This window comes from Embleya hyalina, assembly GCF_003967355.1.
Lineage (GTDB): Bacteria > Actinomycetota > Actinomycetes > Streptomycetales > Streptomycetaceae > Embleya > Embleya hyalina.
On sequence record NZ_BIFH01000015.1, the window covers coordinates 18871 to 32342 of the forward strand.

Genomic DNA, 13472 nt, shown 5'->3' on the forward strand with positions numbered 1-13472 from the left:
TGCTCTCCTTCCCTTCCCTTACCAGACGAAGGCGAGGACTTCCCCGCCCACGCCCTTCTTGGCCGCCTGCTTGTCGGTGAGGAGACCGGTCGACGTCGAGATGATCGCGACGCCGAGGCCACCGAGTACCTTCGGCAGGTTCGTGGACTTTGCGTACACCCGCAGACCGGGCTTCGACACACGGCGGACGCCGGCGATCGAGCGCTCGCGGTTCGGGCCGTACTTGAGGACGACGGTGAGCTTCTTGCCCACCTCCGCGTCCTCGACGCGCCAGCCCTGGATGTAACCCTCCTGCTGGAGGATCTCCGCGATGTGCGACTTGATCTTGCTGAACGGCATCACGACATCGTCGTGGTATGCCGAGTTGGCGTTCCGCAGACGGGTCAGCATGTCTGCGATGGGGTCGGTCATGGTCATGACGGCCTCAAGGCCTTTCTCGCCGTGGTTTCCCGGCGTGCGATCCCTCGTCCGCCGCCGACCCGAAGGACGGCGGCGGACGGCGACTGCGGTGCGGGACCTACGACGTCGTTACTGTTCTCGCTCGGCCCAGCGGGCGAACGATTGTTGCGGTAGCGGTAGCTCTCGGCCGCCGGGGCGGCCGCGGACTACCAGCTGCTCTTGGTGACGCCCGGCAGCTCGCCGGCGTGCGCCATGGTGCGCAGGCACACACGGCACAGACCGAACTTGCGGTACACCGAGTGAGGACGGCCACAGCGCTGGCAGCGCGTGTAGCCGCGAACCTCGAACTTCGGCTTGCGGGCGGCCTTTGCGATCAGGGCCTTCTTCGCCACGTCTCAGTCTCCTTGTTGCGTTCCTCAGCCGCCGAGGCGACTGCTCACGCTTCCTTGAACGGGAAGCCGAGGAGACGCAGCAGAGCGCGGCCCTCGTCGTCGTTCTTGGCCGTGGTCACCACAGTGATGTCCATGCCACGAACGCGGTCGATCTTGTCCTGGTCGATCTCGTGGAACATCGACTGCTCCGTGAGACCGAAGGTGTAGTTGCCGCGGCCGTCGAACTGCTTGGGCGAGAGCCCGCGGAAGTCGCGGATACGCGGCAGGGCGATCGACAGCAGACGGTCCAGGAACTCCCACATGCGGTCGCCGCGCAGTGTAACGTGCGCGCCGATCGGCTGACCCTCGCGCAGCTTGAACTGCGCGATGGACTTGCGGGCCTTGGTGACCTGGGGCTTCTGGCCGGTGATGGCCATCAGGTCCTTGATCGCGCCGTCGATCAGCTTGGAGTCGCGGGCGGCGTCGCCCACACCCATGTTGACCACGATCTTGGTGACACCGGGAACCTGCATGATGTTCTCGAACGAGAACTCCTCACGCAGCTTGCCCAGGATCTCCTCGCGGTAACGCTGCTTCAGACGCGGCAGTTCACGCGCCTCGGTGGTGACCGTCATCAGATGTCCTCACCGGTCCGCTTGGCGTACCGGATCTTGTTGCCCTCGTCGTCGAACCGGAAGCCGGTCCGGGTCGGGACCTTCTTACCGTCCTTCTCCACGACCAGCATCACGTTGCTGATGTGGACGGACGCTTCCTGGGTGATGATGCCGCCGGTCTTGGCACCCTTGGCGGACTGACCCACCTTGGTGTGCTTCTTGATCCGGTTGACACCCTCGACCAGGACGCGCTCCTGCGTCGGGTAGGCCGCGATGACCTTGCCCTGCTTGCCCTTGTCCTTGCCGGTGATGACCTGTACCAGGTCACCCTTCTTGATCTTCATCGCCTTCGCCATTGGTTAGAGCACCTCCGGCGCGAGCGAGATGATCTTCATGAACTTCTTCTCGCGAAGCTCACGGCCGACCGGGCCGAAAATACGGGTGCCACGGGGTTCGCCATCGTTCTTCAGGACGACGGCGGCGTTCTCGTCGAAGCGGATGTAGGAGCCGTCGACACGCCGGCGCTCCTTGACCGTCCGCACGACGACCGCCTTGATGACGTCGCCCTTCTTCACGTTGCCACCGGGGATCGCGTCCTTGACGGTGGCAACGATGACGTCCCCGATGCCCGCGTAGCGCCGGCCGGAGCCACCGAGCACACGGATGCAGAGAATCTCCTTCGCACCCGTGTTGTCGGCGACTCGCAGTCGCGACTCCTGCTGGATCACGTCTAACTCCTGATCGTCACGTCGCGGTCACGACCCACGGATGGTGGGGCGACCGGCGCTCGCTACTTGGCCTTTTCGAGGATCTCGACGATGCGCCAGCGCTTGCTGGCGGACAGCGGCCGAGTCTCCATGAGGACGACACGGTCACCGACGCCACAGGCGTTCTGCTCGTCGTGAGCCTTCAGCTTGTTCGTGCGGCGGATGACCTTGCCGTACATCGGGTGCTTCACGCGGTCCTCGACGGCGACGACGACGGTCTTGTCCATCTTGTCGCTGACGACGAGGCCCTCACGGGTCTTGCGGAATCCCCGGGCTGCTTCAGTCATCTCAGTCTTCTCGCTCACGCCGCGCCTCCGGTCTCCTGCACGTCGATGCCCAGCTCGCGCTCGCGCATCAGCGTGTAGATCCGGGCGATGTCCTTACGGACAGCCTTGAGCCGCCCGTGGTTTTCGAGCTGCCCGGTCGCCGCCTGGAAACGGAGGTTGAACAGCTCCTCCTTGGCTTCGCGGAGCTTGGCGACGATCTCCTCGTCACCGAGTTCGCGGAGCTCGGACGCCTTGGTAACGGCCGCCATCACGCCTCACCAGCCTCGCGCCGGACGATCCGGCACTTCATCGGCAGCTTGTGCACGGCGCGGGTGAGCGCCTCACGAGCCACCTTCTCGTTCGGGTACGACAGTTCGAACATCACCCGACCGGGCTTGACGTTCGCGACCCACCACTCGGGCGAGCCCTTACCGGAACCCATGCGGGTCTCGGCAGGCTTCTTGGTCAGCGGACGGTCGGGGTAGATGTTGATCCACACCTTGCCACCACGACGGATGTGCCGGGTGATGGCGATACGAGCGGACTCGATCTGACGGTTGGTGACGTACGCCTGGCCGAGGGCCTGGATGCCGTACTCGCCGAACGCCAGTTCCGTACCGCCCTTGGCGCGGCCACCACGCTTGGGGTGGTGCTGCTTGCGGTGCTTGACCCTGCGGGGGATCAGCATCGGGGTCAGGCCTCCGATCCGGATTCGGGCGCCGAGTTCACAGCCTCGGCCGCCGGCGCGGAACCGGTGTCCGAAGAACCGGTGGCCTGCGCGTCGTTCTGCTGCGGACGTCCGCCGCGGCCACCACGGCCACCGCGCTCGCCACCACGACCGCCGCCACCCTCGCCGCGGCGGGGACGCTCGGGAGCGCCACCACGGGCGGGACGGTTGCTGGCACGCGCCGCGGCGTTCTCGGCGCGGACCTCGGCGATGTTCTTCACGTCGCCCTTGTAGATCCACACCTTCACACCGATGCGACCGAACGTCGTACGGGCCTCGAAGAAGCCGTAGTCGACGTTGGCGCGCAGCGTGTGCAGCGGCACCCGACCCTCGCGGTAGAACTCCGAGCGGGACATCTCGGCCCCACCCAGACGACCACCGCACTGGATCTTGATGCCCTTGGCCCCGGCCTTCATGGAGCTCTGCATCGCCTTGCGCATCGCGCGGCGGAAGGACACGCGGCTCGAAAGCTGCTCGGCCACACCCTGCGCGACCAGCTGGGCGTCCACCTCGGGGTTCTTGACCTCGAGGATGTTCAGCTGGACCTGCTTGCCGGTGAGCTTCTCCAGCTCACCGCGGATGCGGTCGGCCTCCGCACCACGACGGCCGATGACGATGCCCGGCCGGGCGGTGTGGATGTCGACGCGGACGCGCTCACGGGTGCGCTCGATCTCGACCTTCGAGATCCCGGCGCGCTCCATGCCCTTCGTCATCATCTGACGAATCTTGACGTCCTCGCCGACGTAGTCCTTGTACAGCTTGTCGGCGTACCACCGGGACTTGAAGTCCGTGGTGATGCCGAGACGGAACCCGTGCGGGTTAACCTTCTGGCCCACTAGCGGGTCCTCTCCTTCTCGGCGACAACCACGGTGATGTGGCTGGTGCGCTTGCGGATGCGGTACGCCCGGCCCTGTGCCCGCGGACGGAAACGCTTGAGGGTCGGACCCTCGTCCACGTAGGCGGAGGACACGTACAGGTTGTTCGTGTCCAGGTTGTGGTTGTGACCGGCGTTGGCAATGGCGCTGTCCAGCACCTTGCCGACCGGCTCACTCGCGGCCTGCGGGGCGAATCGCAGGACCGCCTGGGCCTCCGCGGCGTTCATGCCACGGATGAGGTCCACCACACGGCGGGCCTTCATGGGCGTGACGCGGATGTACCGCGCCTGAGCCCTGGCTTCCATCGACGTCCCCTTGCTCATCTCGATATCCATGCGATTCGCCGCGTCAGCGACGACGCGACTTCCGGTCGTCCTTCTCGTGACCGCGGAAGGTCCGAGTCGGCGCGAACTCGCCGAGCTTGTGGCCGACCATCGACTCGGTCACGAACACCGGGACGTGCTTGCGGCCGTCGTGCACCGCGATCGTGTGGCCCAACATCGCCGGGACGATCATCGAGCGGCGGGACCAGGTCTTGATGACGTTCTTGGTTCCCTTGTCGTTCTGTACGTCCACCTTCTTGATGAGGTGGCCGTCGACGAAGGGTCCCTTCTTCAGACTGCGCGGCATCGAGACTGCTCCTAGCGCTTCTTGTTCGTCTTGCGGCGGCGGATGATGAGCTTGTCGCTGGCCTTCTTCGGCCGACGAGTACGACCCTCGGGCTTGCCCCAGGGGCTCACCGGGTGGCGACCACCGGAGGTCTTGCCCTCACCACCACCGTGCGGGTGGTCGATGGGGTTCATCGCCACACCGCGGACGGTCGGGCGCTTGCCCTTCCAGCGCATGCGACCGGCCTTGCCCCAGTTGATGTTCGACTGCTCGGCATTGCCGATCTCGCCGACCGTCGCCCGGCAGCGCACGTCCACCAGGCGAATCTCGCCCGAGGGCATGCGGAGGGTCGCGTGGGCGCCCTCCTTCGCCAGCAGCTGCACGCTGACACCCGCGGAACGGGCGATCTTCGCGCCGCCACCGGGCCGGAGCTCGATGGCGTGGATGACCGTACCGACCGGGATGTTCCGGAGCGGCATGTTGTTGCCCGGCTTGATGTCGGCGCCCGGACCGTTCTCGATCCGGTCGCCCTGCTTCAGCTTGTTCGGGCACAGGATGTAGCGCTTCTCGCCGTCCGCGTAGTGCAGGAGAGCGATGCGCGCGGTGCGGTTCGGGTCGTACTCGATGTGCGCGACCTTGGCCGGAACGCCGTCCTTGTCGTTGCGCCGGAAGTCGATCAGTCGGTACGCGCGCTTGTGTCCGCCACCCTGGTGGCGAGCGGTCACGCGACCGTGGTTGTTACGACCACCCTTGCTGTGCAGAGGGCGGACCAGCGACTTCTCCGGCTCGGACCGCGTGATCTCGACGAAGTCGGCGACGCTGGCGCCACGACGGCCCGGCGTCGTCGGCTTGTACTTGCGGATGCCCATGGCTTCTCTTAGTCCTCGTCCGTATCAGCGGCCGTCAGCCGACGGGTCCACCGAAGATGTCGATCCGCTCGCCCTCTGCAAGGGTGACGATCGCGCGCTTCGTGTCCTTGCGCTTGCCGAAACCGGTCTTGGTGCGCTTGCGCTTACCGACGCGGTTGATCGTGTTGACGCTCTCGACCTTGACCCCGAAGACCGCGATGACGGCCTGCTTGATCTGGGTCTTGTTGGCGTCGGGGTGCACGATGAACGTGTACTTGTTCTCGTCGATGAGCCCGTAGCTCTTCTCCGAGATCACCGGCTTCAGCAGCACGTCGCGCGGGTCGGTGTAGGTCTTGCTGGTGACCTTCGTCGTGCTCTCGACGGTGTCGGTGCTCACGCGATGCTCCCTTCGAGCTCGTCGGAGCCCGCGACCGCCGAGGCGGCCTTCGCCGGTCCGGCGATGAAGCGCTCCAGAGCGGCCTTCGTGAAGACCACGTCGTCGGAGACGAGCACGTCGTAGGTGTTCAGCTGCCCGACCTCGAGCACGTGCACCTGCGGGAGGTTGCGAGCGCTCAGCCAGGCGGCGGTGTCGGACTTCTCGACGACCAGGAGCAGGTTCTTGCGCTCGCTGATCTTGCCGAGGAGGGTCTTCGCGGCCTTGACCGAAGGCGTCTCGCCCTCGACCAGCGCGGAGACGCAGTGGATGCGCTCGTGCCGAGCCCGGTCCGAGAGGGCGCCGCGCAGGGCGGAGGCCTTCATCTTCTTCGGGGTCCGCTGCTCGTAGTCGCGCGGCACGGGACCGTGCACGACGCCACCACCGGCGAACTGCGGCGCGCGGGTCGAGCCCTGACGGGCGCGACCGGTGCCCTTCTGGCGGTACGGCTTGCGCCCACCGCCGCGGACCTCGCCACGAGTCTTGGTCTTGTGCGTGCCCTGACGGGCGGCGGCGAGCTGCGCCACGACGACCTGGTGGATCGTCGGGATGCTCACCTGGACGTCGAAGATCCCCGCGGGGAGCTCGATCGTCCCGGACTTGTCGCCGGCGGGCGAAAGAACGTCAATGCTGGTCATGAGATTCACACACCCTTCGCCGCAGTGCGCACCAGAACCAGGCCGCCGTTCGGACCGGGGACCGCACCCTTGATCAGGAGCAGGCCCTTCTCCGCGTCCACGGCGTGAACGGTCAGGTTCTGGGTGGAGACGCGCTCGTTGCCCATGCGGCCCGCCATGCGCACACCCTTGAACACACGACCCGGGGTGGCGCAGCCACCGATCGAGCCGGGCGAGCGGTGCTTGCGCTGCGTACCGTGCGAGCTGCCGAGACCCTTGAAGCCGTGTCGCTTCATGACACCGGCCGTGCCCTTGCCCTTCGAGGTGCCCATGACGTCGACCTTCTGGCCGGCCTCGAACACCTCGACGGTGATCTCCTGGGCCGGCGCGTAGTCGCCGGCGTCGGAGGTGCGGAGCTCGACCAGGTGGCGACGCGGGGTCACGTTGGCCTTGGCGAAGTGGCCGGCGAGCGGCTTGTTCACCTTGCGCGGGTCGATCGCGCCGAACGCGATCTGGACGGCGGAGTAGCCGTCGACCTCGGCGGTGCGAACCTGGGTCACGACGCAGGGCCCGGCCTCGACCACAGTCACTGGAACGACGCGGTTGTTCTCGTCCCAGACCTGGGTCATGCCGAGCTTCTTGCCCAGGATGCCCTTCATCTGCTTCGTCATCGTCGGTGCGTCCTCAGAGCTTGATCTCGATGTCGACGCCGGCCGGCAGGTCGAGACGCATGAGCGAGTCGACCGTCTTCGGCGTGGGGTCGAGGATGTCGATGAGCCGCTTGTGAGTGCGCATCTCGAAGTGCTCGCGCGAGTCCTTGTACTTGTGCGGCGAGCGGATGACGCAGTACACGTTCTTCTCGGTCGGCAGCGGCACCGGTCCCGCAACCTGCGCACCAGTACGCGTCACCGTCTCGACGATCTTCTTCGCCGAACTGTCGATGACCTCGTGGTCGTAGGCCTTGAGCCTGATGCGGATCTTCTGTCCCGCCATGGCTGCTTCGAATTCCTTCTCTCGTACCGCTGCGGATCACCCCCGCTGACACGGGGAGAAGACTTGGGCTGAAAACCCCTCGGGGTTTCCCTTCCCCGCCGACCCCCGCGGTCGGGCGTGTCGCCTTGTTGCTCACAAGCGCCCCTTGGAAACCCTTACGGGCGGCCTGGGGGCCTGGGCAACGTACGCTCGGCGTCACCTTCGCTGCGGCAAGCGAAAGGACGGCACGAGGTCACTAAGCGACGACGCCGGCTGCATGGGTGGCAGGACAGAAGTCCACCGATTGTTCGGAGCCAACGGGGGCCGCGCCACGTACCGTCTTCGCGACAGGCACGGCGCAGCCCGTTGTCCATCCGAGCAACTTGGCTAGTATGCCCCACCGATGGCGGGCTTGGCCAATCGAGCGGCTTCCCCGAGTTGGAGAGAGCCCCCGAGCAATGGACGTCCGGTCCCACCTAGGGGGTGGAATCGATCCGGACAAAGCCCCGCCCGCCGACCCAGGTGGACCGGCGGGCGGGATTTCATCACTTCTTGATCTTGACGACCTGGCCGGCGCCCACGGTGCGGCCACCCTCGCGGATGGCGAAACGCAGGCCCTCTTCCATGGCGATCGGCTGGATCAGCGCGACGTCCATGCCGGTGTTGTCACCCGGCATGACCATCTCGGTGCCCTCGGGGAGGGTCACCACGCCGGTCACGTCCGTCGTACGGAAGTAGAACTGCGGCCGGTAGTTGTTGAAGAAGGGGGTGTGACGGCCACCCTCGTCCTTCGACAGGATGTAGACCTGGGCCTCGAAGTCGGTGTGCGGCGTGACCGAACCCGGCTTGATGATGACCTGGCCGCGCTCGACGTCCTCGCGCTTGATGCCGCGGAGGAGCAGACCGACGTTCTCGCCCGCCTGGCCCTCGTCGAGCAGCTTGCGGAACATCTCGATGCCGGTGACCGTGGTGGTGGTCTTGGTCTCCTTGATGCCGACGATGTCGACAGTCTCGTTGACCTTGACGATGCCACGCTCGATGCGGCCGGTGACGACCGTGCCACGACCGGTGATCGTGAAGACGTCCTCGACGGGCATGAGGAACGGCTTGTCGGTGTCACGCGGCGGGGTCGGGATCGCCTCGTCGACGGCGGCCATCAGGTCGAGGAGCTTGCTGCCCCACTCCTTGTCGCCCTCGAGCGCCTTGAGCGCCGAGACGCGCACGACCGGCAGGTCGTCGCCCGGGAACTCGTACTCGGAGAGGAGCTCGCGCACCTCGAGCTCGACGAGCTCCAGGATCTCCTCGTCGTCCACCATGTCGGCCTTGTTCAGCGCGACCACGATGTACGGAACGCCGACCTGGCGGGCCAGGAGCACGTGCTCCTTGGTCTGCGGCATCGGGCCGTCGGTGGCGGCGACCACGAGGATCGCGCCGTCCATCTGCGCGGCACCGGTGATCATGTTCTTGATGTAGTCGGCGTGCCCGGGGCAGTCGACGTGCGCGTAGTGACGGTTCTCCGTCTGGTACTCGACGTGCGCGATCGAGATGGTGATACCGCGCTGCCGCTCCTCCGGCGCCTTGTCGATCTGGTCGAACGGCGTGAAGGGGTTCAGGTCCGGGTACGCGTCGTGCAGCACCTTGGTAATCGCCGCGGTCAGCGTCGTCTTACCGTGGTCGATGTGACCAATGGTGCCGATGTTGACGTGCGGCTTAGTCCGCTCGAACTTAGCCTTCGCCACTGGGGTCCTCCTGTGGACTGGTTCTTTACGCCGTACGACGTCGGGTATCGGGGGTGAGCCGGGGCGGAGGTCCCGGAGTCCGTCTACGGACCCCGGGTCCCCCAGGTATCGCTGGTGCCGCGCCTGCGGTGATTACTCGCCGCGCGACTTGGCGATGATCTCCTCGGCGACGTTCCTCGGAACCTCGGCGTAGGAGTCGAACTGCATGGAGTAGCTCGCGCGACCCGAGGTCTTGCTGCGGAGGTCGCCGACATAGCCGAACATCTCCGACAGCGGGACCAGAGCCTTGACGACACGCGCACCGAAGCGCTCGTCCATGGCCTGGATCTGGCCGCGACGCGAGTTGAGGTCGCCGATCACATCGCCCATGTAGTCCTCGGGCGTGGTGACCTCGACGGCCATCATCGGCTCGAGAAGAGCCGGCGACGCCTGCCGAGCCGCTTCCTTGAACGCCTGCGAACCGGCGATCTTGAAGGCGAGTTCGGACGAGTCGACCTCGTGGTAGCCACCGTCGATCAGCGTCAGACGCACGCCGACCATCGGGTAGCCCGCGAGCACGCCGTACTGCATGGCCTCCTGCGCGCCCGCGTCGACCGAGGGGATGTACTCCCTCGGGATGCGGCCACCGGTGACCTTGTTGACGAACTCGTACGCGTCGCCCTCGAGCGGCTCGAGCGCGATCTGCACCTTGGCGAACTGACCGGTACCACCGGTCTGCTTCTTGTGCGTGTAGTCCACGCGCTCGACGACCTTGCGGATCGTCTCGCGGTAGGCCACCTGCGGCTTGCCGACGTTGGCCTCCACGCGGAACTCGCGCTTCATCCGGTCGACGAGCACTTCGAGGTGCAGCTCGCCCATGCCACCGATGATGGTCTGGCCGGTCTCCTCCTCGGTGTGCACCTGGAAGGAGGGGTCCTCGGCGGCGAGGGACTGGATGGCGACACCCAGCTTCTCCTGGTCACCCTTGGACTTCGGCTCGATCGCGACCTCGATGACCGGGGCCGGGAACGTCATCGACTCCAGGATCACCGCGTTCGACGGGTCGCAGAGCGTCTCGCCGGTGGTGGTGTCCTTCAGACCCATCACCGCGATGATGTCGCCCGCGCCGACCGACGGGATCTCCTCACGCTTGTTCGCGTGCATCCGGTAGATCTTGCCGATGCGCTCCTTCTTGCCCTTCACCGAGTTCAGCACGGAGCTGCCGGCTTCCAGGACACCCGAGTAGACCCGGACGAAGGTGAGCTTGCCGAGGTGCGGGTCACGCATGATCTTGAACGCGAGGCCCGCGAAGGGCTCGTCGTCGCTCGGCTGGCGAACGATGACTTCCTCTTCGTTGTTGACCGCGTGGCCCTGGATACCCTCGATGTCGAGCGGCGAAGGCAGGTAGCGCACGACCGCGTCGAGCAGGGGCTGGACGCCCTTGTTCTTGAACGCGGTACCGCAGAACACGGGGGTGAACGTGGGCTTGCCCTTGTTCTCACCCTTGGTCGAGGCGATGGTCGCGCGACGGATCGCGGCGATCAGCTGCTCCGTGTCGGGCTCCTGGCCCTCCAGGTACAGCTCCATCATCTGGTCGTCGTATTCGGCGATCGTCTCGAGCAGCTTGCCGCGGTACTCGGCGGCCGCCTCGACGTGCGTGGCCGGGATGTCGACGACGTCGTACATCTCGCCCTTGGCCGCCTCGGCGGACCAGACCAGCGCCTTCATGGCGACCAGGTCGACAACGCCCTGGAAGTCCATCTCGGTGCCGATCGGCAGCTGCATGACCAGCGGAACCGCGCCCAGGCGCGCGTCGATCATGTCGACGCAGCGGTGGAACTCGGCGCCGGTGCGGTCGAGCTTGTTCACGAAGCAGATGCGCGGCACGCCGTACCGGTCGGCCTGACGCCAAACGGTCTCGGACTGCGGCTCCACGCCGGCCACACCGTCGAAGACGGTGACGGCGCCGTCGAGCACGCGCAGCGAACGCTCCACCTCGACGGTGAAGTCGACGTGGCCCGGGGTGTCGATGATGTTGATCGTGTGATCGACGTCGTCGAGCGTCCAGTGACAGGTCGTCGCGGCGGACGTGATGGTGATGCCGCGCTCCTGCTCCTGTTCCATCCAGTCCATGGTGGCAGCGCCCTCATGAACCTCACCGATCTTGTAGTTGACCCCGGTGTAGAACAGGATCCGCTCGGTGGTGGTGGTCTTGCCCGCGTCGATGTGGGCCATGATGCCGATGTTTCGGACCTTGGCCAGATCAAGAGCAGTGGTAGCCATCGTGGCTTGTCTTCTCTCGGCTTCTCGTCGTTGCGGGTGGAACTACCAGCGGTAGTGCGCGAAGGCCTTGTTGGACTCGGCCATCTTGTGGGTGTCCTCGCGGCGCTTGACCGCGGCACCCAGACCGTTGCTCGCGTCCAGCAGCTCGTTCATCAGACGCTCGGTCATCGTCTTCTCGCGACGGGCGCGGGAGTAGCCGACGAGCCAGCGGAGAGCGAGGGTCGTGGAGCGGCCCGGACGGACCTCGACCGGCACCTGGTAGGTCGCGCCACCGACACGGCGGCTGCGGACCTCGAGGGTCGGCTTCACGTTCTCGAGCGCGCGCTTGAGCGTGATGACCGGGTCGGTACCGGTCTTCTCGCGGCAGCCTTCGAGCGCGCCATAGACGATCTTCTCGGCGACGGAGCGCTTGCCGCTCATCAGGACCTTGTTCACCAGCGAGGTGACCAGCGGCGAGTTGTAAACCGGGTCGATGATGACCGGTCGCTTGGGGGCAGGGCCCTTACGCGGCATTAGCTCTTCTCCTTCTTCGCGCCGTAGCGGCTGCGCGCCTGCTTGCGGTTCTTGACACCCTGGGTGTCGAGCGAACCACGGATGATCTTGTAGCGGACACCGGGGAGGTCCTTCACACGACCACCGCGAACGAGCACGATGGAGTGCTCCTGGAGGTTGTGACCCTCGCCGGGAATGTAGGCCGTCACCTCGATGCCACTCGTGAGGCGCACACGCGCGACCTTGCGAAGCGCAGAGTTCGGCTTCTTCGGCGTCGTCGTGTAAACACGGGTGCACACGCCGCGACGCTGCGGGCTCCCCTTGAGCGCCGGAGTCTTGGCCTTGTCGACCTTGTCCTGGCGGCCCTTTCGGACCAGCTGCTGGATCGTGGGCACCGCGTCTCCGTCTTCTTCGTGCCGAGCGGTCTTTTTGAAGCGACTGCAATGTCTGAATCGGCCTGCATCCCGGTCGACGCCGGAACCACCGGCAAGCCCGACCCCCGCGGTCGGGCGTGTCGCCCGGTCTTGGGAGTGTGCTTGCTCAGGAGGCTGCGGGTCGGTCTCCCGCGCCCTCTCACGCACGCATCCCGAGGGGATTGCGGTGAGCGCAGGCACAAGAGCCCGGGGACACCCCAGGCACAAGGAGAGAGACTACCTACCACAGCAGCAGAGGTCAAAGCGAAAAGAAAGACCCCCGCCACGACACGGAATCCGGTGCTCTCACGCTGGTGGAGCACCGATTCGCTCGGGCCGATATGTCACTCTCCGGGCCCCACCGTACCCGGCATCGCGGCAAGAGGCGAACGAGCGCACGGGGCCGCTCCCCCGGGCGGGCCGGGCGTCGGGTCAGCGCACGCCGCACCCTCCGACGAGCAGGCCGAGGTAGTCCGAATACCCGTGCCCGTGCCCGGAATCCACGACGAGCACCACGACGACCAGCGCGAGCACCGCCATCCCGATCCAGCCGAGCACCACGCCGGCGATCGCCATGCCGCGGCCCTCCTGGCCGGTGCGGGCGGTCTGGGCCAGGGCTATGTGCCCGAAGATCACCGCGAGCAGGCTGCCGAGCCAGTAGATCCAGACGATGCCCAGGATCATCGACGCGATGGCCAGGCCGTTGGTGCCGGGCTGGGGCAGATGGCCGCCGTAGCCGGGGTACTGGTGGTAGCCGTGGGCATAGGGCTGCGGGCCGTACGGAGCCTGCGGATCGTAGGGCTGCCCGTAGGACGGTCCGTACGGCGCCTGGCCGTAGGGCGGCCCGTACGGCGCGTACCCGTAGCCGTACGCCTGCTCGCCCTGGGCGTCGTAGGCGTCCCGCGGGTCGCCGGCGGGGCGGTCGCCGGAGGAGCCGTACGGGCCGGGCCCGCCGGGGGTGCTCATGGGGTTCTCCCGGGATGCGACGGAGCGTTGAGAGCATCGTCGCACCCCGGGAGCCCCCGTGGAGAGTCCTTCGCACACCCGGGTCCGGACATGCGGCAGGGC

The 13472-nt window shown here is 66.5% G+C and carries 21 protein-coding genes; all 21 read right to left on the reverse strand.

Annotation, left to right across the window (positions count from 1 at the left end):
* Positions 1-18: 18 nt before the first annotated feature.
* The gene (gene rpsH, locus EMA17_RS07590; RefSeq protein ID WP_020549223.1) at positions 19-417 is read right to left on the reverse strand and encodes a 30S ribosomal protein S8; all 399 of its coding nucleotides are present in this window, start codon (positions 415-417) and stop codon (positions 19-21) included.
* Positions 418-605: 188 nt separating this feature from the next.
* Complete coding sequence (locus EMA17_RS07595) at positions 606-791, reverse strand: type Z 30S ribosomal protein S14 (protein WP_020549224.1); 186 nt, start codon at positions 789-791, stop codon at positions 606-608.
* A gap of 44 nt (positions 792-835) precedes the next feature.
* Positions 836-1405 (reverse strand): 50S ribosomal protein L5, encoded by a 570-nt coding sequence (rplE, locus tag EMA17_RS07600; RefSeq protein ID WP_078975727.1) that lies wholly within the window; start codon positions 1403-1405, stop codon positions 836-838.
* A complete protein-coding gene (rplX, locus tag EMA17_RS07605; RefSeq protein ID WP_078979278.1) occupies positions 1405-1728 on the reverse strand; it encodes a 50S ribosomal protein L24 in 324 nt (107 codons plus the stop codon). Before rplX ends, rplE begins: the two co-directional genes overlap by 1 nt.
* A gap of 15 nt (positions 1729-1743) precedes the next feature.
* A complete protein-coding gene (gene rplN, locus EMA17_RS07610) occupies positions 1744-2112 on the reverse strand; it encodes a 50S ribosomal protein L14 (RefSeq protein ID WP_078975728.1) in 369 nt (122 codons plus the stop codon).
* Positions 2113-2174: 62 nt separating this feature from the next.
* Positions 2175-2456 carry a 30S ribosomal protein S17 gene (gene rpsQ / locus EMA17_RS07615; protein WP_020549228.1) on the reverse strand — a complete coding sequence of 94 codons (282 nt, stop codon included), beginning with the start codon at positions 2454-2456 and terminating at the stop codon, positions 2175-2177.
* Entirely contained in the window at positions 2453-2686 is a 234-nt protein-coding gene (gene rpmC / locus EMA17_RS07620; RefSeq protein ID WP_020549229.1) for a 50S ribosomal protein L29, read from the reverse strand. Before rpmC ends, rpsQ begins: the two co-directional genes overlap by 4 nt.
* Entirely contained in the window at positions 2686-3105 is a 420-nt protein-coding gene (rplP, locus tag EMA17_RS07625) for a 50S ribosomal protein L16 (protein ID WP_020549230.1), read from the reverse strand. Before rplP ends, rpmC begins: the two co-directional genes overlap by 1 nt.
* 5 nt (positions 3106-3110) lie before the next feature.
* On the reverse strand, positions 3111-3980 hold the full coding sequence (gene rpsC / locus EMA17_RS07630) for a 30S ribosomal protein S3 (RefSeq protein ID WP_126636169.1): 870 nt from the start codon (positions 3978-3980) through the stop codon (positions 3111-3113).
* A complete protein-coding gene (gene rplV / locus EMA17_RS07635) occupies positions 3980-4324 on the reverse strand; it encodes a 50S ribosomal protein L22 (protein ID WP_078979279.1) in 345 nt (114 codons plus the stop codon). The genes rpsC and rplV overlap by 1 nt, the downstream gene beginning before the upstream one ends.
* 43 nt (positions 4325-4367) lie before the next feature.
* On the reverse strand, positions 4368-4649 hold the full coding sequence (gene rpsS / locus EMA17_RS07640) for a 30S ribosomal protein S19 (protein WP_020549233.1): 282 nt from the start codon (positions 4647-4649) through the stop codon (positions 4368-4370).
* Between the two features lie 11 nt (positions 4650-4660).
* Positions 4661-5497 (reverse strand): 50S ribosomal protein L2, encoded by an 837-nt coding sequence (gene rplB / locus EMA17_RS07645; RefSeq protein WP_020549234.1) that lies wholly within the window; start codon positions 5495-5497, stop codon positions 4661-4663.
* Positions 5498-5531: 34 nt separating this feature from the next.
* Positions 5532-5873, reverse strand: coding sequence for a 50S ribosomal protein L23 (rplW, locus tag EMA17_RS07650; protein WP_020549235.1), 342 nt, complete (start codon positions 5871-5873; stop codon positions 5532-5534).
* Positions 5870-6547, reverse strand: a complete 678-nt coding sequence (gene rplD / locus EMA17_RS07655) for a 50S ribosomal protein L4 (protein WP_078975730.1) — start codon at positions 6545-6547, stop codon at positions 5870-5872. The genes rplW and rplD overlap by 4 nt, the downstream gene beginning before the upstream one ends.
* 5 nt (positions 6548-6552) lie before the next feature.
* Positions 6553-7197 carry a 50S ribosomal protein L3 gene (gene rplC, locus EMA17_RS07660; protein WP_126636170.1) on the reverse strand — a complete coding sequence of 215 codons (645 nt, stop codon included), beginning with the start codon at positions 7195-7197 and terminating at the stop codon, positions 6553-6555.
* A gap of 13 nt (positions 7198-7210) precedes the next feature.
* Complete coding sequence (gene rpsJ, locus EMA17_RS07665) at positions 7211-7519, reverse strand: 30S ribosomal protein S10 (RefSeq protein WP_020549238.1); 309 nt, start codon at positions 7517-7519, stop codon at positions 7211-7213.
* Positions 7520-8043: 524 nt separating this feature from the next.
* Positions 8044-9237 carry an elongation factor Tu gene (gene tuf, locus EMA17_RS07670; RefSeq protein WP_020549239.1) on the reverse strand — a complete coding sequence of 398 codons (1194 nt, stop codon included), beginning with the start codon at positions 9235-9237 and terminating at the stop codon, positions 8044-8046.
* A 132-nt stretch (positions 9238-9369) separates the two neighbouring features.
* Positions 9370-11499: an elongation factor G gene (gene fusA, locus EMA17_RS07675; protein WP_078975733.1), complete on the reverse strand. Its 2130-nt coding sequence runs from the start codon at positions 11497-11499 to the stop codon at positions 9370-9372.
* A 42-nt stretch (positions 11500-11541) separates the two neighbouring features.
* Positions 11542-12012 (reverse strand): 30S ribosomal protein S7, encoded by a 471-nt coding sequence (rpsG, locus tag EMA17_RS07680; protein ID WP_020549241.1) that lies wholly within the window; start codon positions 12010-12012, stop codon positions 11542-11544.
* On the reverse strand, positions 12012-12386 hold the full coding sequence (gene rpsL, locus EMA17_RS07685; RefSeq protein ID WP_020549242.1) for a 30S ribosomal protein S12: 375 nt from the start codon (positions 12384-12386) through the stop codon (positions 12012-12014). Before rpsL ends, rpsG begins: the two co-directional genes overlap by 1 nt.
* 450 nt (positions 12387-12836) lie before the next feature.
* Entirely contained in the window at positions 12837-13370 is a 534-nt protein-coding gene (locus tag EMA17_RS55245; protein ID WP_126636171.1) for a DUF4190 domain-containing protein, read from the reverse strand.
* Positions 13371-13472 lie beyond the last annotated feature (102 nt).

Excerpts from the sequence above, each read along its gene's own strand:
- rplP (WP_020549230.1), bottom strand. The coding sequence starts at position 3,105 with ATGCTGATCCCCCGCAGGGTCAAGCACCGCAAGCAGCACCACCCCAAG.
- rplD (WP_078975730.1), bottom strand. The coding sequence starts at position 6,547 with ATGACCAGCATTGACGTTCTTTCGCCCGCCGGCGACAAGTCCGGGACG.
- rplE (WP_078975727.1), bottom strand. The coding sequence starts at position 1,405 with ATGACGGTCACCACCGAGGCGCGTGAACTGCCGCGTCTGAAGCAGCGT.
- rpsG (WP_020549241.1), bottom strand. The coding sequence starts at position 12,012 with ATGCCGCGTAAGGGCCCTGCCCCCAAGCGACCGGTCATCATCGACCCG.
- rpsJ (WP_020549238.1), bottom strand. The coding sequence starts at position 7,519 with ATGGCGGGACAGAAGATCCGCATCAGGCTCAAGGCCTACGACCACGAG.
- rplX (WP_078979278.1), bottom strand. The coding sequence starts at position 1,728 with ATGAAGATCAAGAAGGGTGACCTGGTACAGGTCATCACCGGCAAGGAC.
- rplV (WP_078979279.1), bottom strand. The coding sequence starts at position 4,324 with ATGGAAGCCAGGGCTCAGGCGCGGTACATCCGCGTCACGCCCATGAAG.
- rplB (WP_020549234.1), bottom strand. The coding sequence starts at position 5,497 with ATGGGCATCCGCAAGTACAAGCCGACGACGCCGGGCCGTCGTGGCGCC.
- EMA17_RS55245 (WP_126636171.1), bottom strand. The coding sequence starts at position 13,370 with ATGAGCACCCCCGGCGGGCCCGGCCCGTACGGCTCCTCCGGCGACCGC.
- fusA (WP_078975733.1), bottom strand. The coding sequence starts at position 11,499 with ATGGCTACCACTGCTCTTGATCTGGCCAAGGTCCGAAACATCGGCATC.
- rplC (WP_126636170.1), bottom strand. The coding sequence starts at position 7,197 with ATGACGAAGCAGATGAAGGGCATCCTGGGCAAGAAGCTCGGCATGACC.
- rpmC (WP_020549229.1), bottom strand. The coding sequence starts at position 2,686 with ATGGCGGCCGTTACCAAGGCGTCCGAGCTCCGCGAACTCGGTGACGAG.
- rpsH (WP_020549223.1), bottom strand. The coding sequence starts at position 417 with ATGACCATGACCGACCCCATCGCAGACATGCTGACCCGTCTGCGGAAC.
- rpsS (WP_020549233.1), bottom strand. The coding sequence starts at position 4,649 with ATGCCGCGCAGTCTGAAGAAGGGACCCTTCGTCGACGGCCACCTCATC.